The organism is Leisingera sp. G5_S3_59_S7, assembly GCF_054968485.1.
On the sequence record NZ_JBQKUH010000014.1, the window covers coordinates 1 to 19,638 of the forward strand.

Sequence of the window (19,638 nt, forward strand, 5' to 3'; positions counted from 1 at the left end):
ATGAGCGAAGCAGAACAGGATCTTGATATCGCCATCGGGCACTACGCGGAACTTCTCGCGTCGAACCTGCATGCTCAGCGCGCTGCGCACTTCCCACCAGATGCAAAGAAGGTGATGCGCACTTTGACCAGCGGCGAAGCTGCTGAGCTCCTTGGCGTCGACCATACCTATCTTCGGAAGCTTCATCGAGAAGGAAAGATCGTTGACGTCGAGACGACGGCGGGAAGTCATCGCCGCTATACGCTCGACGATATCTGGGAAATCCGGCAGACGCTTGAAGGAAATGCAAAAAAGTCTGGAACTTACGTGCCTGGGCGTCGCGACGGTGACGAGCTTCAAGTCATATCAGTGGTGAACTTCAAGGGCGGCTCCGGCAAAACGACGACGTCTGCTCACCTCGCTCAGCGCTTGGCGCTAAAGGGGTACAGGGTTCTTGCGATCGATCTCGACCCCCAAGCATCTCTTTCGGCTCTTCATGGAATCCAGCCAGAACTCGACCTTATGGAGGGCGGAACCCTCTATGATGCCGTTCGCTACGACGATCCGGTTCCGATCGCCGAAGTGATCCGCAAGACTTACATCCGCGGCCTTGATCTTATCCCGGGCAACCTTGAACTCATGGAGTTCGAGCACGAGACGCCTGCTGCTATCCAGCGAGGCGGAGCGAAGGCGTTCTTCGCGAGAGTTCATGACGCACTCGATAGTGTTGAAGCAAACTACGACGTTGTTGTGATCGACTGCCCGCCGCAGCTTGGTTTCTTGACGATGTCAGCACTTTCTGCGTCCTCGGGTGTCCTCGTGACGGTTCACCCGCAGATGCTTGACCTCATGTCGATGTCTCAATTCCTGCGAATGACTGCGGATCTCCTGGGAGTGATCAGGGATGCAGGCGCAAATCTGCGCTTCGATTGGCTGCGCTTCTTGCCAACGCGATACAAAGTCGGCGACGCGCCACAAACCGAAGTCATCGCCTTCATTCGCGGGCTGTTTGGGAGGTCGGTCCTGACCAATCACATGGTTGAATCGACCGCAATATCTGATGCCGGCTTGACCAAGCAAACGCTCTACGAAGCTGACAAAAAGGACTTCACGCGTCAGACGTTTGATCGTGCGATCGAATCCATGAACGCAGTGAACGATGAGATCGCTGAAATCATCCAGAACACATGGGGTCGGAATGGCAAGAAAGCCTAAACTTGGCCTGCCGCTGCAGACCCTTCGCAACGCTCCTGACGCTCTTGAAGGGCGCCGACTGCGTGGCGGTGTATTTGAGATCGATCCGGCGCAGATCCTTACCGAAGGACGGTTGGATGACAGGCTTCAGATTGAAGTTGAGGGCCTGAAGAACTCTATTTCCAAGAACGGTCAGCGTGTGCCCGTCTTGGTGCGCCCACTGGAAGGCGATCGCTACAACCTGATCTATGGCCGCAGACGCTTGGAAGCATGTCGCGAACTCGGTATCAAAGTTCGAGCCATCGTCACAGAGGTTGAGAGTGATCAAGCGCTTCGAGATCAGCTTCTCGAGAACCAAGAGCGTCGTGATCTGAGCTTTATTGAGCGTGCGCTCGTTGCGACGGCACTTCTGGACGGTGATCATTTGGAAGGGGCTGAGCGCACCAATCGAGGTGTCGCCGAAGTCCTTAACCTCCACGAAGCCGGGGTTTCACAACTCTTGAGTGTCGTTCGGACGGTCGGCGAGGAACTCATCCAGGCAATTGGTGCGGCTCCCGGGATTGGTCGCCCGAGATGGGAAGAGCTCAAAAAGGCTTTGGGTGCCTACGACGGTGATCGAGACCAACTGCAAGCCGTAGCTCATGCAGCCAAGTCCGAAAGTTCCGGCTCGGTCGATGAGGTTTCTGAGCGTGCGTTTCTCGCAGTTCTGGCAGCCGCGAAGAGCGCAGAGAAGAAAGCAAGCCCGTCTAGAAAAGGCGTGCCTGCTTTGGCGATCCCCGGTGTCGGAGCTGCGACGGTCAAGACCAGCCGCCAAGGCAAGCAGCTTAAACTCGATCTGACTACGGATGAACCTGATTTTATCAGCTGGTTGGAGGGCAATGCCCCAAAGCTGATTACCGAGCTTCATGAGCGCTGGAAGCGTTCAGAAGACTGAGGAAGAGCAACCAACAAGAAGGAGGCACGATACAGGCAAAAAGAAAAAGGCCCCGAGAAGCTAGCTTCACGAGACCTTTGTAAGGTTTCGCACCGGGATCAGCCCGCTACAAAATCTCAGTTTTCGCACTTCTGAATGTAGCGTTCTGGCCCCTACCCCGCAAGCGCAAAGCGATTCGCGGGCCCTAGAATTTTTGTCTTCGTGAACATTTTCATGGAGTACACACCAATTTCGCCGTTTATGCGGCCGATTTCGCACGCTCATTTGCGCGTCATCGAGCGACCCGAGGCATCTGTTCCGGCCAGACCCGTTAACAAGTGGGAACTCCTGCGCGAGCTCTCCAAGGCGCAAGCGGCCTTTGGGGTCTCGGAACGTGATCTGACTGTTTTGCAGGGGCTCCTCAGCTTCTTTCCGGACGATGCGCTTGGCGGGAACGCCGAGATGGTCGTCTTCCCCTCGAACAAGGCGATCTGCGAGCGCCTGAATGGCATGCCGTGCTCAACGATGCGTCGTCACCTCGCGCGTCTCGTCGAGGCTGGCTTGCTCCAGCGGCGCGATAGCCCCAATGGGAAGCGCTACGTCCGCAAGCACGGCGAAGACCGCGTCGCCTTTGGCTTCGATCTTTCCCCGCTCTACTGCCAGTCCGAGGAGATAGCACGGGCCGCAGAGGCCGTACGTGAGGCTGAGGAGCGCGTCAGGCGCCTGAGAGAGGTCGTAAGCCTCATGCGACGCGATCTCGCGGCCCTCGCCGAGTTCGGAGACGAGATGCAGCCAGGCCTAGGCTTCTGGGATCAGCTTCGCGACAAGGCTGCCCTCACAGCCCGCGCGCTTCGCCGCAAGCTTTCAATTGAGGACCTCGCGGCCTATCGAGCCGATCTTGAAGCTCTCCTTGACCAGGCACGCAACATCATTGATGGCCCTGAAACAGAAGAAATGAACACCAATGATGCCCAATCTGAGCGTCACCATCATAATTCAAATAAAGAATCTATAGATTTTGAGCCGGCTTTAGAAAAAAGCGGGGCGGCGGCGGGTGTGCCAGATGTGGATACGAATGAGCCGGTGGCTGACGTTGATGAACAGGACACAAGACATCTGCCAAAGATCCCGCTTCACCTAGTGATAGCGGCATGTCCCTCGCTGAAGACCTTCTACCAAGGTGAGATCCGGCATTGGCATCAGCTTTTCGATGCGGCGGGCCATGTGCGGCCAGCCATGGGGATCAGTGCGTCTGCATGGGAAGAAGCACAGCGGTTCATGGGTCCGGAGCAAGCGTCGATCGTCGTTGCTGCGATGCTGGAACGCTTCGCCGACATAAGATCGCCTGGTGGATACTTGCGAGCTCTGACTGCCAAAGCTGCGGCCGGCGAGTTCTCCTGTGGGCCGATGGTCATGGCATTGATTGGGCGACGATCTGCAGCTTAACAGCTGTTAAGGTTGAGAGACTGCGTACTTTTCCGCCACCTCGGGACTGTCGACTTAACAGCTGTTAAAGTCCTGCCTCGCGAGCGTCAGAATATGAGAGGGAAAGGGTTGTTGGTTTGAGGGTGACGGGAAGTGAGATCGGAAGAGTGGCTTCCGGCGCCCGTCGTGGAGGAGATCTGATGGCGAAACCTGCCCAGAAAGTCACCCAGTCCCCGTTCCGGGACATTCCCTTCGACAAGCTCGTGCTGAGCCAGTCCAACGTCCGGCGCATCAAGGCCGGCATCTCGGTCGAGGAACTGGCCGAAGACATCGCCCGCCGCGGGTTGCTGCAAAGCCTGTGCGTCCGGCCCGTTCTGGCGGATGATGGGTCCGAGACAGGCAAGTTCAAAATACCCGCTGGCGGTAGGCGCTTCCAGGCCCTGTCACTCTTGGTGAAGCAGAAGCGCCTGGCCAAGACGACGCCCATTCCCTGCTTCGTGCGGGATGCGAAGTCCACGATCCTCGCCGAAGACGACTCGCTCGCCGAGAACATGAAGCGCGCTGTCCTGCATCCACTCGATCAGTTCCGCGCCTTCGTGGCGCTGCAGGAGAAGGGTCAGGGCGACGAAGAGATCGCAACCGCCTTCTTCGTCAGGCCGCAGGTGATCAAACAGCGCTTGAAACTCGCCGTCGTGGCCCCTGCCCTGCTCGAGCTTTATGCCGAGGATGAAATGACGCTGGAGCAGCTGATGGCCTTGACGGTTAACCCGGATCATGAGCGCCAGGTTCAGGTCTGGGAGGCGATCCGCTCGTCCTGGAACAAGGAGCCCTATCAGATCCGGCGGATGCTGACGGAAACCTCGGTGCGGGCATCCGATCGTCGTGCTGTCTTTGTCGGCATCGATGCCTATGAGTCTGCTGGCGGCACCATGTTGCACGACCTCTTCCAGGGCGATGACGGCGGCTGGCTGGAAGACCCCGCCCTGTTCGATCGTCTGGTCAGCGAGAAGCTTCAGGCTGAAGCCGAAGCCATTGCGACCGAAGGTTGGAAATGGATCGAGGTCTCGCTCGACCTGCCCTATGGCTACAGCCACGGTTTGCGGCGGCTGAGCGGAGACCCGGCACCGATGACGGATGACGAAGGCGCGGCCCATGCCAAGCTTCTTGCCGAATACCGGGCGCTCGAAGAGGAATACGAGGGCCAGGATGAATTCCCCGAGGAAGTCGACGCGCGACTTGGCGAGTTGGAAATTGCGATGGAGAAGCTCGAGACTCGGCCGTTGATCTTCGACGATGAAGAGATCGCGCGGGCAGGGGCTTTTGTGACGCTTTATCGCATGGCGAGCTTGTCGTTAATCGCGGCTTTGTCCGGCCCGAGGATGAGCCTCGGGAATACGCTGATGTCTTCAGCTGTGAACCGACAGCAGGGCGCTGAGCTTTCAACGGGGAGTTACGCGGATGGTATCGGCCACGGTACGGAAATCACTTCTGCTGGTCAAGCGCTTGGCGCGAACGCACGCGACGACGAGGACGATGGTGCGTTGAAGCCCTTGCCTGAGCCCGTTCCCGACACCGAGCAGGCTGAAGATGCAGATCTTCTTGACTTCATCAGCTCAGACCGGCCAAGGATTAATGACAGGATGACAGTTCGCAAGATTACAATCCAGCGGCTTTCGTCAGGTTCACGCGGAAGCGGTCGCGGCGGCGTTGGTAGCGGCGGGTCATCTGTGCCGAAGCGTGGCCAAGGTGCTTCTGCACATACCGCTCGTCCACCTCGGCCGAACTGGCGAGACCTGCGCGCAGAGAATGGCCAGAGAACAGTGCCAGGCGTTCCTTTTCGGGCAGTTCGGATCGGATGCCGGCGTCCAGGACCGTTCGCTTGATCAGCCGCGCGACATGCTTGTCGTTCAGCCTTGTCTCCAGGGCCTTCTTTCCACCCCGAGTGGTGCCGACAAAGACCGGCCCGAAGTCGATCCTGGCGAAGTGCAACCACTGCTCGAGCGCATGCACAGGGCAGCTGGAGTTAGACGATCCCAGACCGATCTCGACCTCGCGCCAGCCGGTCTTGGCGTTGAGCGTCAGCACGGCGCCGTCGTCGAGGATCTCGATCCAGCCGCCTGAATCGGGCGTGTCGTCCTTTCCGACATCCAGGCTGACGATCTCGGAGCGGCGGAGCCCGCCGGCGTACCCGAGGAGCAGGATGGCGCGGTCCCTGAGCCCGCGCAGGTCGTAGGGCAGGGTGGCGACCATCGCGAGGATGTCCTCGGCCAGGATCGCTTCCTTCTGCACCGGCGGACGGGCGTGTTTGCGTTTGATCCCGGCCAGCACTGTTGCGATGTGGCGGTTCTTACGATCGAGGACAAAGCCGCGTTGCGCATAGTTCCAGGCAAGGCCGGAGAGGCGACGTTCGATGGTACTGACCGATAGGGCAGGGGAGGGGCCCGCTCCGGACGCCAGGTCTGCGAGATAAAGCCCGATCATTTCAGGCGACGGGGGCAGAGGCTCCGCGCCCTTCATCCGACACCACCGCGCGAAATGCGCCCAATCCTTGGCATAGGCTTTCAGCGTATTGTCAGAAGCTGCGGCGCGCGCATAATCTCGGGCGGCGTCGACCAGGCGATCAAGGCTGCCGGATCCCGCGACGTGGGCGGGTAGGGAGATGTCGTCGCTTTTTTCTTGATCGCTGTCGCCGTTCTGAGCGATACAAAACGCACCAGAGTTTGATGATGTCGACTTCTCGTCCTCTGAGGGCATTTTCCAGTGAATCCGGTGGTGAAATTAAACTGCGTCCTAGCATATCTCTTGATGTCCGATAATGCAAACTTATTGGACATAGCGCGATCTTGCAGGCTGCGGCGGTTCTAACGCTATTTTCTGGTGAAAAGCGCCGCGATGACGTAGGCTCCAAGCATGACATATGCTCGGCTCGATCACACCAGCGACCTCGACACATTACCCCGGATGCCCGCCTGGGTCACCTCAGCGCGGGCTGAAAGCCTTGAAGATGTTGCGTTTTTGTCGGGCGCAGCGCTGAGCCACCTGCATGTTGTGCTGGAGCGCGAGGAGGTGCCCCAAGCCTTGTTGCGGGATCGGCTCGCGCTGCGCGCAGCGGAGGCCTGTGTCGCGTTTTCGGGGCGCCTGGAGAGAGCAGGGGATCTGCGCGACGCGGTGCATTTGTTGCGTTCTGGCGATCTGCCGGGACCGGCTGGCGAGACCTGCCTCGCCTGGCGGCGCGCGGTGGAGCGGCCGGTGTCGACCAAGGCTCTGGATCGAGCCTTGCCGGCCTTCGAGTCGGGCAAGATCGCGATGTGGCTCAATGCAGGGAAGGGGGCGCCGGTGACTCGGGCCGCGATGGTGCTGGAGGCGGTGCTGACGGAGGCGCCACGCGCTGACGTAGCTTCGCTGGTCCTCGCGGATGCGGCTCTCGCCCAAACATTCGGTTGGGATCATCTCGTGCCGTTGTTGGCCGCGGGTCTGAAACGTGCCGACCTGCGCAAGCAGGGCGACGATTTGCGTCTCGTCTGTCATCGGGCACTCATCTTATCGGCGGTCGAGGCTGTGCGTCTCTCCGCCGACCTCGCGCGTCGGGCGGCACACCTAAAGGCCGTTGCGCCAAAGCTTCGCGCCAAGGGAGCGGATGCCGCTGTCGAGATGTTCCTCACCCGCGATGCCGTGGCACCTTTGGCCTTGCCCTTGTCGGATCGCGCCGCGCGGCGGCTTTGCGACCGACTGGTCGATCTCGGCGCGGTGCGCGAGCTGACAGGGCGAGACACGTTTCGGCTCTACGGGGTGTAGCGATGGCGAAGGATCGTTCAGAGCCGGACCTGGACCGTGAGTTGGCCGACCTGCCGCCTGAGCTGCGCTGGCGGGAATGGATGCGCCGGATCGAGGCGGTGCTGTTTGCCTCCGCCTCGCCTGTCCCGCGCCAAGACCTCGCCCGCGTCGTGGGGCAGGGGGTCTCGGTGGATCTGTTGGTCGAGGATCTCGTCGCCGATCTGGAAGGGCGGGCCTTCGAGATCGCCCAGGTCTCTGGCGGCTGGATGTTTCGGACGCGGGCGGCCTACGCTCCCGCGATCCGGGTCGCCGCGGATGTCGAGGATCAGCTACTCGACCTGAGTGAATTCGACGTCGCGGTCTTGGCCGCCATCGCCTATCACCAGCCGATCACGCGCGACGGGCTCAAGGACATCTTCGGCAAGGAGATCAGCCGCGACCTGATCGGTCGGCTGCATGCGCGCGACTTGATCGGGACCGGGCCACGATCGCCGCGCCGCGGTGCGCCATACACATTTGTGACGACCGAGCAGTTCCTTGTTGCATTTGATCTGGAGACTCTCGCGGATCTGCCAGAGCGGGAGCAGTTGGAGGACGCAGGTCTGGATGGCGGGTCATAGGAATGGTTGCGGGCTGGCGATCCCCGTATTGGCCAAACGGTGAGGCATGTCGTGGACATTTCGTGACGCTCTCAGTTGTGACTTGTTGAGAGAACTCAGGCTTCGATCCTGAGCCCTCTGAACAGAGCTTCCCAAGGGTCCCCATCCTCGGTCATCGCGCCCGGTTCCAGGTTTGCTATGTTCTCGTCGATGACTGCGTTGTGGTAGTTCTTGAGCCAGCTGTATTTGCGCCGCACCGTCGCGTTGGGACTGTCGGCGAGACCGCTCTCCACCAACGTTTTGTGCCTACCCAGAAACTCGATCCAGCCGGCGTATTCGCCGTCGAGCTCGCTCAGACTGGCGCGAAGATAGTCGATGTAGTGGAGGCCTGACTCGTCCTGGCGCAGGAGGTTGTTCAGGTGACGCTCTTCATCCTCATAGGAATGTCCTTCCCGCCAAAGCGTTTGGTCCTGTCGGTGGCGTTCGATGACATCTTCATGGATCGCAATGCGCGGGAAGATGACCTCGCCTTCTTCCATGAAATAAGCCTGAACGAGGGCAGGCCCAAACACCGGACCACTGAAGTCGATGCCGAGATGCATAGGGCCGATGGTCATCGCGCCGCGCACCATTATGCCGTTCGCCACGCATTCGATCTGGATGTGCAGCAGATCGATGAGTTCCCAGACCAAAGGGCCAGCCTGGTACTGAGTTTCAATGGTTCTGGTTCTTACGATCGCGTCAGACACGATCTCTGCATGGACTTCGCTGATCATCCGCATCTCGTCGGAGCGGGTGGGCGGCGTGGCATCCCCTTCGGACACCCTGCGAAACATCGAAAGCAAGTGCCTGATCTCTGCACCGCTTCGCGTGTGCAGGAGGTTCCTGAAACCGAGGACATCAAAAAAGGTCACAAGGCATTCTTCGTAGTCGGGGTCGTTCTCGAAATCAGTCATCTCTGGTCCATCTTCAGCCGAGGAGCTTCTCCAACTCTTCCCCTTGGGCGGCATGCTTCTTGGGGTTTTCTGCTTTCAGCTTGTTCACGTTGATGAGCTTCCATCGGACCGCTGGAAGCTCGGCCGCTTGAGGGCGGTCGATCGCGTCGAAGTCTGGATCGCCGTCATGCAGGGTTCTCAGAAACCTCTTCGCGCCCTCATCCAAGCGGGATTGGATATCACCGATCAGGCGGTCGCGCGTTGAGACCAATTCCGTTAGGTCGACTGCTTCCTTCGTCATGCCCTCGAATTCCCGCGCGTAGGGCTGATCTAGATCGATCAGGTTTGGATTCAGCAGTTCGTGCGGCGGGCGTGGTGAACTCGCGAGGTAGATCAGAAACGTGCGGAACAACTCGTCGGTAAACCCTTCGTTCTCGTAGAGCAGTTTAACGTCGTAGAGGTCTCGCGGGTGCTGGCGATCTAGGGCCGCATGTAGCTTGCCGCCGAACAAATCCTCGAAGGAGACGATGTTCATCGTCGCATATCCGAACGCCTCCTCGACGGCTTCGGAGACTTCGCGTTGTTCCGGATCATGCACGACGCCCCGGGTAACGGGGGAGGTTTCGATTTTGATTTCGGCTGTGCCGAGGCGGGCGAGCGCACGCGTGGCGCCGCCGCCACCGCCGGCAATTCGCTGCGCTTTGGCGCCGGCGATGCCGCCTTCGATGGCGGCGGTAATCCGGTCCATCGCGTCGTTGATCTCGACGAGGCTGTCGGCGCGGTCCTTGACAGGCAGATAGGTCAGATCGATATCGACCGAGAGGCGCGGAAGGTCGCGATAGAAGAGGTTGATGGCCGTCCCGCCCTTGAGCGCAAATATCTCCTCCTTCGCCACATATGGAAGTACCCGTACGAGCAGGGCCACTTGGGCGGCATAGTCTTCACGCGCCATCACCACGTTCCTTTCTTACAAACTCTTCGGGCACCATGATCCTGTAGCGTGGATGTATCTTGCCGCCTTTGACCAATGCGCGATCCCCGCTGCCGAGGTCGAAGTCTTCCGGATCGAGACGCTTGCGCCAGGCATGGTCGTGGCGGTCGGCGAACACGAAGAACAGGCGTTTGACCTTGATCTTCTTGCAACTTCTGAGCAGTGCCGAGAGGGTTCTTGGGCGCAACGTCGTCAGGCTTTCGAACACCATGTCGAGGTTGTGAAAGCTCTCCTGATCCGGCAACTCGTCAAGCGCTTCGAGGATGGCGCGTTCCGGCGAGGACATCACCAGTTTCCAGTCCCATGGCAGGGACGATGCTGTCTCGTTGAGATTATTTCGCGCGTCATTGACACCCAACTCTGGATCGGAGAACAGCGATACGCTGCGTGTGCGGAGTTCGGTGTTGAGCGGCAGTTTTTCGAGCCAGTTGGGGATTTTTGAGCCGTAGAGCCAGACTGTGCTCTTGTCGCCGAGTGAGAGGTAGTGCGCATAGCCTTGCAGGCCCAATGCCGTCGCCCCCCCGATATGGACAGGGTAGTGCATGATGTGCTGGAGCGAGAGCAGGCTGGTCTTCCAGTCGAGCGTATTCGTGGTGGCGCTGCTTGGTGCGGGACGGCGGAACACTCCGCGTCCTAGGCGTTCTAGCCAGCCGCGTTGCACATAGCCGTAGGACGAACGCCGACCTATCCCGTGGTGCTCCAGCCAGGCGGAGTCCACGAGGAACCCCGTGGGGACAGCCTCAAGAAGACTCTTTAGTTTTTCGTGTTCTTGTCCACTCATGGGCGACATAATGATGTATTTTTAAAGATGCCGCCACTTGTTTCTGTGATAACCTGTGAGATAGTCCGTCAAGGATCGACAAATTCTGGAATTTTCAAAGAGACTGGTGGTTGTCAGCTCTGAAGCTCACCAGCAAAGCAGGGCGTGGATGCCCTCGGAGGGCTGAGAAGACATCCGGCCATTCGGATCGAACAGTCGAAGCTATGTGCCCCTGTCGAAGCCGCTGCGCCAAACCAGAGTCAGGTTTCACTTTCGATTGTGGCGTTCTTTTGCCCATACAAACATCGCACCGACGGCAGCATTGGCTTGCTGCACGCTGAACACTTCCGGTTCGAACGCGCCCGCCCATTGCTTTGTATCGCGATGTTCCGGGTGGTGTTTGTCGGTCAGCGCGTCGAGAAACTCTTCGTAAGAGTAGGGTCCTCCACAGTCCTCTGGCGGGCAGGCTCGCTCTCCGTCAACACAGGCGGGAAAGTCCAGATCTGGTCTTCCGGTTGGTTTGCTAAACTTCTCAACGGTGACGAGATGCCGCCAGCCATCGCCGAAATCATAAGTGTATGTGAACTGACTGCCTTTCTTGACCAGCTTTCCAAGAGTAAACCTCTTCTCGTCCTTCCGCCCATCGGTAGGGTCCCAGCTGTCGTCACTTTCGTCGCGGGCCTCGAACCTGTCTTCGCCAATCTCGAACTCATGCAAATGATAGTCTTGCCAAGGCATAGCGCCCTGGAGAACGGAATGCAGGATGTCCAAGCTGATGTCATTCGGCACGACGATACGGCGCCAGATGGGTGGTTTGATGCCAACCAGTTCGATTTTCAGCTCAATCAAAGTGTGTTCCGCCTGTCTCAATGGCCCTGCCGTTGAAGTAACTTTTGATTCTTAAGTTGAAGCATTCAAGGGGAACATTGGCCCCTCCCGCCCTTTGGCCAGGACCGCGCCCTACTCGGTCGGCTGCGCGCAGCCGCCCTCCCCGAGCTGAAACGCCGCCTCTCCCTGCGACGTGCCGCTGGCCCGGCCGTCTCCTCCGGAGCCAGCCCGACCAGCCGTCGCATGGTCGTGGCAACGCTTCATCTCGGCCGTTCCGGTTACGGTCACTGGGGCAGGGGTGTGCCCGCAACGGTGCGAACAGATGTATGTGGCCATCGGCCCAATCAAGCATAAAGCATGGGAAGTGCTTCAACCATGACGTTAGTCGTTGCAAAGATGGCTGTGCAAAATAGTGTGGTTCGGAGAGGGTTCCGATAATGTCTTCAATAATCAAGTTTTTCCGAATTACATTCTTTCTCGTCCTGTATTTTTTCTTATGTATGGTCGTGGTGACCACAATGCTTCAGGGTTGGCCGATTGGCGGCCAGATGTTGTTTGCATTTGGTGTTCCCGTCATTCTGGTCTGGTGGCAAGAAAAACGGAGATCGCGGAAAGTCGCTGCAAAGGCGCAAGCTGAGGGGAGTTCCGAAAATCTACCCCCCCGACCTGAGCCGGTGCCGCGCCCAAGTGCCTACGACAAGCGTATCGAGCGTGAGCGCGAACGAACTCGCGAAGCCAACGCGTCCAAACAGCCGGCTGCCGTGCAGGCTTACTCCCCACCAAAGCAGGACTACGCTGAAATCGTTCGGGCTGGAAAGTCTGCGGCGCCGGCACTTGCCGCGGCCGCTGAACGAAATCAGCCCTCGCGAGTGGCATCGAGCGCATCGGTCCGATCATCGAAAAGCGGGTGGGTCCCGTCTTATGAAACAGCTAGCGTCGCCGGCCGCAACATCGGCGGGATGGTCTATGTCGGCACGGCTCCCTTGCTGAACACCTACGGGTATCGTGACAAGTGCCGAGCCTATATCGATCCGTCTCTGTCTGTCGCGCGCTCTGGAGCCGACAAAGCTGGTGAAGGTATGCCTTACTGGCCCGGATACGCGGATATCTCACCTCAGTGCCGGGCGACCTACCTCGACTGGTTGGCCAGCGGGCGCAACGACGCCTCCTACAACCCCGGATACATGTTCCTGTACTTCTACGGGCTGGAGCGTCGCTTCTTCGTCGATCAGTCCAACGAAGATGCCAAGGATATCGTCCAGGAAGTTCGGCGGCTGCAGTCACTTTACCCTGACAACCACTCCGTCAGGCGCTATTTGGGTGAGTTCCTCGACATTGCGATGCTTGCCGAAACCGACCTCGACGCTATCGAACCGATTTTCGAGAAGCAGGGCTGGGAACTTCCGTTCTCACTCAAATACGCAATCGGAGCTCGGATCGACAAAGGCGAGAACCTGACGGCTGACTGGTTGCTGAGTTGGTTCATCTGCCATCCGGAAACAAATCTGAGAACTCCCGCGACGCGGTGCCGTGACGAGTTCGTCGCTCTTTTCCGTATGCGGTTTGATCGGCGTTTTCCTGATGGGCTCAAAGTGACAAAACCCCGGAAATCACTCACGGCATCCTATCGCGCCGCCTCCAGCGAGTTTCAGGGGTCAGTCAATCCGACCGTGGATGGCAAACCCGTGCCCGACATCTCCGGCTTGCGCAAGCCGGTCGAGATTGCGCAAGAGCTGGCTGACGAGGTGATGAACGACCTCGACAAGCTCAGTCGCTTCCTGGGCCGAAACCCTGACGGCCGCGGAAGTGTGGAAGCGCATGCCTTGCTACCCTCTGAACTTTGGGATGCTTTCCCATCAGAGGAAATGGACCGCTTGAAATCTTGGGCAAGCGATATCGTCGATCGCGGGGGATTGGTGCCGCTTGAGGAGGTGATCGGACGACTGGAGGGAGAAACGAACGAGAAGATCGGAAAACGGCAAATGACAGGAGCCGCCGACGCGCTCGCGCGCCTCGGTTTCGGTCTGGCGCCCGACCCTCGGTTTGCGCTCCGGTCGCCCAAGACGGAGGAGCCTGTTGTGCTGTTTCGTCTGGGCGAACCCATCGAAAGACTGGAGGACGTTTCCGACAGCTATCGAAGCGCCTTGATCGAATTGGCACTTGGGTCGTTAGTCGCCCATGCTGATGGTCGCATCGCGGAGCCTGAACGCAGGGCGTTGGAAGATCAGGTTTCTGCCACGGCCCTCAGCGATCAGGAACGCCGCAGGCTGCGTGCAAACCTTGAATGGTTCCTGGCCGTGCCACCGGACATGACGCTTCTGCGGCGCAAACTGAAGGAGGTGGGCCAAGACAGCCAAGCCGCTATGCGGGCAGCGCTGGTCGGTGCAGCACATGCCGATGGCATTATTCACTCCGACGAAGTCGCAAGCATCGAGAAAATCTACAAGGCTTTGGGACTTGATCCTGCGCTTGCCTACACCGACCTGCATGCTGGCGAAGTTGCGGATGGTCCACGCACTGTTCGCGCGTCGCAACCGGGTCGCCCGGGCGAAGCGATACCCGCGCTCGAAAAAGCCAGCGGACCGAAACTCGACGCTTCACGGATCGCAGCAATTCGTTCGGACACAGAGCGCGTGTCGTCCGTCCTCGGTCAGATTTTCGATGTCAAAGAGGAAGAAAGTGGTGCCTCCGCGCCTGCCAGCCAAAGCCAGCTGGTAGGGCTTGACCCGAAACACGGCGCCCTTGTCCTCGAACTGGTCACTCGAGAGCATTGGTCTGAAACCGAGTTCGAGACGATCTGCGCCTCGCATGGGTTGATGGCATCCGGGGCTTTGGAAGTCGTGAATGAATGGGCTTTTGAGACCTACAACGAAGCACTGCTCGACGAGTATGATGGATATGACGTGTCTCTGGAAATTGCGGAGGCGGTAAAAGAAAAGATGAGTGCGGAGGGCAGGGATGTCTAAGTTGAAACCACGTGAACGCGATGCAATCGTACAGGCGCTTCGGGCCGGGGTCGTGCCCAAACTCGGTTTGCGCCATATTCAGGTTGGCCGCGTCCGAGAGATTGAAGAGCTCGTCAAGGACATGGACCGGATATCCGATGGCGGATCGGCGATCCGGTTCATCATCGGGGAGTACGGATCGGGCAAGACGTTCTTCATGAACCTGATCCGCCTCGTGGCTCTGGAGAAAGGCCTGGTCGTGATGTTCGCGGATTTAGCGCCAGATCGGCGCATTCACGCGACCGGCGGACAAGCTCGCGGGCTGTATGCCGAGATGGCCCGAAACCTCTCGACGCGGACCAAGCCCGATGGCGGGGCATTGGCCAGCGTGGTGGAGCGATTTGTCAGCCAGGCTCACCGAGATGCTGAAGAACGGGATTTGCCCACGGGGACCGTCATTCGTGAACGCCTTGGCCACTTTGAAGAACTTACCGGAGGGTTTGAGTTCGCCGAAGTCATCCGTCGATATTGGGAAGGCCATGAGACCGGCGACGACGAGTTGAAATCCGCAGCCCTGAGATGGCTGCGCGGCGAGTTCGCGACACGCACCGACGCGCGCAAAGCACTTGGTGTGCGAACGATCATCGACGACGCCAGTGTCTATGACCATCTGAAGCTGATGTCGGCATTCGTGTGCGAGGCCGGGTATAAAGGATTGCTGGTCGGCCTCGACGAGATGGTGAACCTCTACAAGCTCACTTCGTCGCAGGCCCGCAATGCAAACTACGAACAGATCCTCCGGATCCTGAACGATGTGCTGCAGGGTAGCGCCGAGAACCTCGGATTCCTTATGGGTGGAACCCCGGAGTTTCTGATGAACACCCGTCGAGGGCTCTATAGCTACGAAGCCCTTCAATCGCGTTTGGCCGAGAACACCTTCGCGCGGGACGGATTGGTCGACCTTTCAGGACCGGTTGTCCGGCTGGCCAGCCTGACCCCTGAAGATCTCTTCGTTCTTCTGGCCAATGTGCGGCGGATCATGCAGGACGATGCCGGTGCTCTGCCGGACGACGCGCTCGAGGCCTTCATGGCGCATTGTTCGGACCGGATCGGTGAAGCTTACTTCCGCACCCCGCGCAATACGGTGACGGCATTCGTGAACCTGCTTTCCGTGCTTGAGCAAAACCCCGGTGTCGAGTGGAGCGATCTGATCGAAAAGATCGAGGTCTCCGAAGACCTCGGCGAAGACATGAACGAGGTAGACGAGTCGACTGGTGCCCAAGACCCCGGTGACGATGATCTGATCAGCTTCAAGCTCTGACGCCGATGAGCAGTGCGTTCGACAAACTGGCGAGGCCTGTGCAGAAATGGATACGCCAGAAAGGTTGGCGCGAACTTCGCGACATCCAGGCGCGATCCATCCGGACGATCTGCGAATCCAATGCCGATTTAATCGTTGCAGCTTCTACGGCGGGCGGAAAGACCGAGGCGGCGTTCCTGCCGTTGATTTCACAGGTGCTTGACGAGCCGTCGGGCGGCACCGGCTTCGACCTGCTCTACATCGGTCCGCTGAAAGCCCTGATCACGGACCAGGCCATGCGGCTGGAGGGCATCTGCCAGGAAGCAGAGCTTCCGGTTGTTCCCTGGCACGGAGATGTCTCGCAATCCATCAAGACGCGCGCGTTGATATCTCCAAAAGGGATCCTTCTGATAACCCCAGAGTCCCTTGAGGCGCTTTTCATTCGTCGCGGTTTGGAAATTGCCCGCCTGTTTGGGGCGACACGGGCGGTCGTGATCGACGAGCTGCACACAGTTCTGGACAGCGAACGCGGTGTCCAGCTTCGTTCACTGCTCACACGGCTCGAGCTCGCGATAAAGCGCCCAATCCGTCGGATAGGTCTGTCAGCTACGCTAGGCGACATGGACCTCGCTAAGGCCTATCTTCGCCCTGACGCCGCAAACGCTGTCCAGCTGATCGAAGCAGATGGCGGCGAGGCTGAATTGAAGCTTCAGCTTCGCGGTTACCTTTCCGGCGATGAAGATGAAAACAGCCCATCCGCAACGGACGCGATCGCAGCACATCTTTTCAAACACCTTCGAGGCAGCGACAACCTGGTCTTCGCCGGAGCGCGTCAACGGGTCGAGATTTACGCAGATCGGTTGCGGGAGCTTTGCGAACGGGAGCACCTGCCACAGGAATTCTATCCCCACCACGCGAGCCTCTCCCGAGAACACCGTGACTTCGTTGAGCGGCGCTTGAAGGACCCTGCGAAACCGACGACAGCCGTTTGCACATCGACGCTCGAGCTTGGAATCGACATCGGTGACGTGACCTGCGTGGCTCAAATCGGTGCGCCATTCAGCGTCGCCGCGTTGCGACAACGGCTTGGCCGATCAGGCCGGCGTGAAGGACAGCCGGCCATTCTCAGGCAGTATGCTGTCGAAGCCAAGTTGACGCCGGAGAGCAGTTTCGTGGATCGTCTTCGCCTCGGCCTGATCAGGTCCATCGCGATGATAGACTTGCTGCTGGAAGGCTGGTGCGAACCTCCAAAACCTCAGGCGCTTCATCTCTCGACGCTCGTCCACCAGATACTGTCAGTCATAGCGCAGCGCGGCGGTGCGTCTGCAAGCGTGGTCTACAATGTGCTCTGCCGCGAAGGCCCCTTTCGGAAGGTCACAACCGAAGTCTTCGCAGATGTGTTGCGTGCAATCGGCCACCCAGAAACCGGCTTGATCGAACAGGTCGGCAGCGGGCTGTTGCTTTTGGGACCCGCGGGCGAAAAACTGGTTGAGCATTACAGCTTCTATGCGGTGTTTCAGACGCCTGAGGAATTCCGGTTGGTCGCAGAGGGGCGGGACCTTGGAACCCTGCCGATCGATAATGTTCTTGCCCCTGGGATGCTATTAATATTCTCTGGGCGACGTTGGGTTGTTCAAGAAATCCATGATCGTGAAAAGGTCATCGTCGTCAAACCCGCGAAGGCTGGTGTGCCGCCCGTCTTCGGCGGCGATGCGGGGGACATTCATGACAAAGTGATCGACCGAATGTTCGCCGTGCTCGAGGGGGATTCCAGCCCAGCTTACATGGATACAGTCTCTTTGATGATGCTCGAGGAAGCGCGTGCTCACTATGAACAGCTGGGGTTTAGGGCCAATAACCTACACACCATTGGCGAGCATACATCAGTCATTGCGACGCGGGTCGGTACTGTGAAGACATCAACCCTCGCGCTAGCACTGAGAAGTGAGGGGTTTTCGGTCGAACTGCATGACGGGTTTCTGATGGTGGAGGCCGGGGACGAAACCCCCGATCTTCAAACGGTACTAGCGCACATTCGATCTGGCGAACCTGTCGATCTGTTCGCTGGAGCTGGGAATTTAATGTCGGAGAAGTTTCATCCTTACCTGTCGCAGCCCCTCTTGGAGTTGGATGCAATTTCTTCCAAGCTTGCGCCCGATACTCTTACCGCGATGGTCGGTAGAATCGTCCCAGCATAATATGTGCGGCAATACTCGTTGACTGTTTTCATCGCTCCTAGGGCTAGTGATTGCTTTGTCTCCGCCAAGAAAGGACGGCATCTTCCGTTCCCGCAACTGGTGCCGCGTCACTCCAACGATCCCAGAAATTGACTGTCGCGCTATTGGGCTTGAAGCGCGGCTCGGACACCACAACTCGCGTCGGAAGCAAGCTCGCATCGCCGACCACCAATGCCTCACCGATGTCGAGGACCGGTAGAAGATCACCAAACCCGCCGAGGCTGTCAGGCAGCAACCGTTTGATCACGGATTGATCGTCGCCGTTGGTCAGCCGCATCGCAATGACATTGTTGCACTGGCTCAGAACGGTGCGGTTCACTTCGGATGGTCTTTGGCTGATAACCACTAGTCCAACACCGTATTTCCTGCCTTCTTTGGCGATCCTCTCGAAAATCCCGACAGAGATCTCATCGGCTGACTCTGACGATGCACGCTCCGGGATATACAGATGTGCCTCATCGCAGAACAATGCGATGGGATGACGGTTGTCTGGTGGCGTCCACTGGCTGACTGTGAATATCAGCCGAGCAATCAAGCTGACCATGAGCGGCAGGATGTCGGACGGCACTTCCGAGAAATTGATGATCTTGATCCCACCCTTGCCATCAGCTTGCGATCCGCGCCCGCCTATCAGGAAATGCGTTACCTCCGACAGCCAGGCCATATCCATACAGGCTGCTGGCGGCTGAAATATGAACCCAAGCCTGCGATCATTTCGTTTGGCTTCAAATCGCGCGATTAAGCGGCTGAGCTTGTCGAAGTATGGTCCTTGCTTATCCTTGTTGTTAGCGCCCGGAACCATTTGTTCGTTCAAGTCAGATAGTTGCTTGTGGACACTGTCGATATCGAAAGGCACGGGGCTATCGATAGTGAAATTTGCAAGAATGTCGGCGTGTTTTCCCGGATCAAGCATTGCGCGCTTCGCATCGGTGATACAGCGCGTCATGAGCATGGCTTGGTTCGGAGCGTTCTGATCGGACCGATCTACAAACAAAGCGACCAATGCCTCATAGCCGAGAAGCCAGAACGGTAGATGTAGAACACCGTCGGCCAGTCGGCGATCGTGTCCAATGTCCCCCGGCCCAGCGATGCGTAGATGCCGAAACTCGTCGCTATCGAGGGTCTGGTACTCACCATGGATATCGAACAAGATTACGTTGGCTTGTGGAAGACCGGCAATCTGGTCTAGGAGCCGCGCAGTTGTGTACGATTTGCCGCTGCCAGTGCTACCGACCACGATGGCATGACGTTGGAACAGACGGTTGCCGTTCAAGAAGGCCCGCGCGTCCTCGTCCAAAGCATAGCGACCAAGATCAAGCTGCGGGCCGTCGCCGGAAACCTGCGAAATGACCTGCATGAAGTCTGTCAGGCGCTGACCTTCCAAGGAAAAGCAATCCGCATCGATTTCGGGCACAGTCTCTAGGGTGCGCTTAAAGACGTTCTCTTTCAGCCCCTCCTTGTCTACGAGTGTTCCAATCAGAGCGACCCGAACGAGGTTGTTTTCGGGGAGCGCGGCTTCCGGATCCTCCTCAGACCCGTCTATTGCAGTTTCGTCACCTGCTTTGCGTGTGATGCGCGAAACTATCCCGATTAAGTGCTGCCCGGCTTTCGAGCTTCTGATCGCGGTCAACCGATTGACCTGAATCCGTTTGAGGCGTTCAAGTTCATCGACTCGCACCGTCACAGTGGCAGTATCGACGGCAATAATTTTGCCGAGACTTTCATCATCGTTGAAATCAAGTATGCCCAACTCTTCCT

General features: G+C 58.5%; 14 protein-coding genes and 1 pseudogene. 9 read left to right on the forward strand and 6 right to left on the reverse strand.

What is annotated here, in order from left to right:
- From repA to ACTRWG_RS08685, 4 genes and pseudogenes are all read left to right on the forward strand, one after another.
- Positions 1–1,194: plasmid partitioning protein RepA (gene repA / locus ACTRWG_RS08670; RefSeq protein ID WP_009827042.1), on the forward strand; the 1,194-nt coding region annotated here is incomplete at its 5' end.
- Positions 1,178–2,107 carry a plasmid partitioning protein RepB gene (repB, locus tag ACTRWG_RS08675; protein WP_100161449.1) on the forward strand — a complete coding sequence of 310 codons (930 nt, stop codon included), beginning with the start codon at positions 1,178–1,180 and terminating at the stop codon, positions 2,105–2,107. The genes repA and repB, both read left to right, overlap by 17 nt.
- Positions 2,108–2,320: 213 nt before the next feature.
- Positions 2,321–3,532 carry a plasmid replication protein RepC gene (repC, locus tag ACTRWG_RS08680; protein ID WP_037954835.1) on the forward strand — a complete coding sequence of 404 codons (1,212 nt, stop codon included), beginning with the start codon at positions 2,321–2,323 and terminating at the stop codon, positions 3,530–3,532.
- A gap of 179 nt (positions 3,533–3,711) precedes the next feature.
- Positions 3,712–5,070, forward strand: a pseudogene (locus ACTRWG_RS08685) (ParB/RepB/Spo0J family partition protein); the annotation flags it as partial.
- Positions 5,071–5,167: 97 nt separating this feature from the next.
- Here the strand turns inward: ACTRWG_RS08685 and ACTRWG_RS08690 are convergent.
- Positions 5,168–6,265 (reverse strand): tyrosine-type recombinase/integrase, encoded by a 1,098-nt coding sequence (locus ACTRWG_RS08690; protein ID WP_084353840.1) that lies wholly within the window; start codon positions 6,263–6,265, stop codon positions 5,168–5,170.
- A gap of 156 nt (positions 6,266–6,421) precedes the next feature.
- On the opposite strand from ACTRWG_RS08690, the gene ACTRWG_RS08695 reads away from it, so the two are divergent.
- Together ACTRWG_RS08695 and scpB are read left to right on the forward strand one after the other, a co-directional pair.
- Positions 6,422–7,306, forward strand: coding sequence for a DUF1403 family protein (locus tag ACTRWG_RS08695; protein ID WP_084353839.1), 885 nt, complete (start codon positions 6,422–6,424; stop codon positions 7,304–7,306).
- A gap of 2 nt (positions 7,307–7,308) precedes the next feature.
- The gene (gene scpB, locus ACTRWG_RS08700) at positions 7,309–7,905 is read left to right on the forward strand and encodes an SMC-Scp complex subunit ScpB (RefSeq protein WP_084353838.1); all 597 of its coding nucleotides are present in this window, start codon (positions 7,309–7,311) and stop codon (positions 7,903–7,905) included.
- Positions 7,906–8,000: 95 nt separating this feature from the next.
- Here the strand turns inward: scpB and ACTRWG_RS08705 are convergent, their stop codons facing one another.
- From ACTRWG_RS08705 to ACTRWG_RS08720, 4 genes are all read right to left on the reverse strand, one after another.
- Entirely contained in the window at positions 8,001–8,840 is an 840-nt protein-coding gene (locus ACTRWG_RS08705; protein ID WP_084353837.1) for a hypothetical protein, read from the reverse strand.
- Positions 8,841–8,853: 13 nt separating this feature from the next.
- The gene (locus ACTRWG_RS08710; RefSeq protein ID WP_084353836.1) at positions 8,854–9,771 is read right to left on the reverse strand and encodes a nucleotidyl transferase AbiEii/AbiGii toxin family protein; all 918 of its coding nucleotides are present in this window, start codon (positions 9,769–9,771) and stop codon (positions 8,854–8,856) included.
- Positions 9,761–10,591 carry a type IV toxin-antitoxin system AbiEi family antitoxin domain-containing protein gene (locus tag ACTRWG_RS08715; protein WP_084353844.1) on the reverse strand — a complete coding sequence of 277 codons (831 nt, stop codon included), beginning with the start codon at positions 10,589–10,591 and terminating at the stop codon, positions 9,761–9,763. The genes ACTRWG_RS08710 and ACTRWG_RS08715 overlap by 11 nt, the downstream gene beginning before the upstream one ends.
- 246 nt (positions 10,592–10,837) lie before the next feature.
- A complete protein-coding gene (locus ACTRWG_RS08720) occupies positions 10,838–11,419 on the reverse strand; it encodes a plasmid pRiA4b ORF-3 family protein (RefSeq protein WP_235866649.1) in 582 nt (193 codons plus the stop codon).
- Positions 11,420–11,835: 416 nt separating this feature from the next.
- On the opposite strand from ACTRWG_RS08720, the gene ACTRWG_RS08725 reads away from it, so the two are divergent.
- Genes ACTRWG_RS08725 through ACTRWG_RS08735 form a run of 3 tightly spaced genes read left to right on the forward strand, consistent with a single transcriptional unit; the run spans position 11,836 to position 17,841 of the window.
- Entirely contained in the window at positions 11,836–14,364 is a 2,529-nt protein-coding gene (locus tag ACTRWG_RS08725; RefSeq protein WP_084353834.1) for a tellurite resistance TerB family protein, read from the forward strand.
- The gene (locus ACTRWG_RS08730) at positions 14,357–15,664 is read left to right on the forward strand and encodes an ATP-binding protein (RefSeq protein ID WP_084353833.1); all 1,308 of its coding nucleotides are present in this window, start codon (positions 14,357–14,359) and stop codon (positions 15,662–15,664) included. Before ACTRWG_RS08725 ends, ACTRWG_RS08730 begins: the two co-directional genes overlap by 8 nt.
- 5 nt (positions 15,665–15,669) lie before the next feature.
- Positions 15,670–17,841: a DEAD/DEAH box helicase gene (locus ACTRWG_RS08735; protein ID WP_084353832.1), complete on the forward strand. Its 2,172-nt coding sequence runs from the start codon at positions 15,670–15,672 to the stop codon at positions 17,839–17,841.
- Positions 17,842–17,884: 43 nt separating this feature from the next.
- Here ACTRWG_RS08735 and ACTRWG_RS08740 read toward each other — a convergent pair whose 3' ends face one another.
- Positions 17,885–19,630, reverse strand: coding sequence for an ATP-binding protein (locus ACTRWG_RS08740; RefSeq protein ID WP_084353831.1), 1,746 nt, complete (start codon positions 19,628–19,630; stop codon positions 17,885–17,887).
- Between the last annotated feature and the right edge of the window lie 8 nt (positions 19,631–19,638).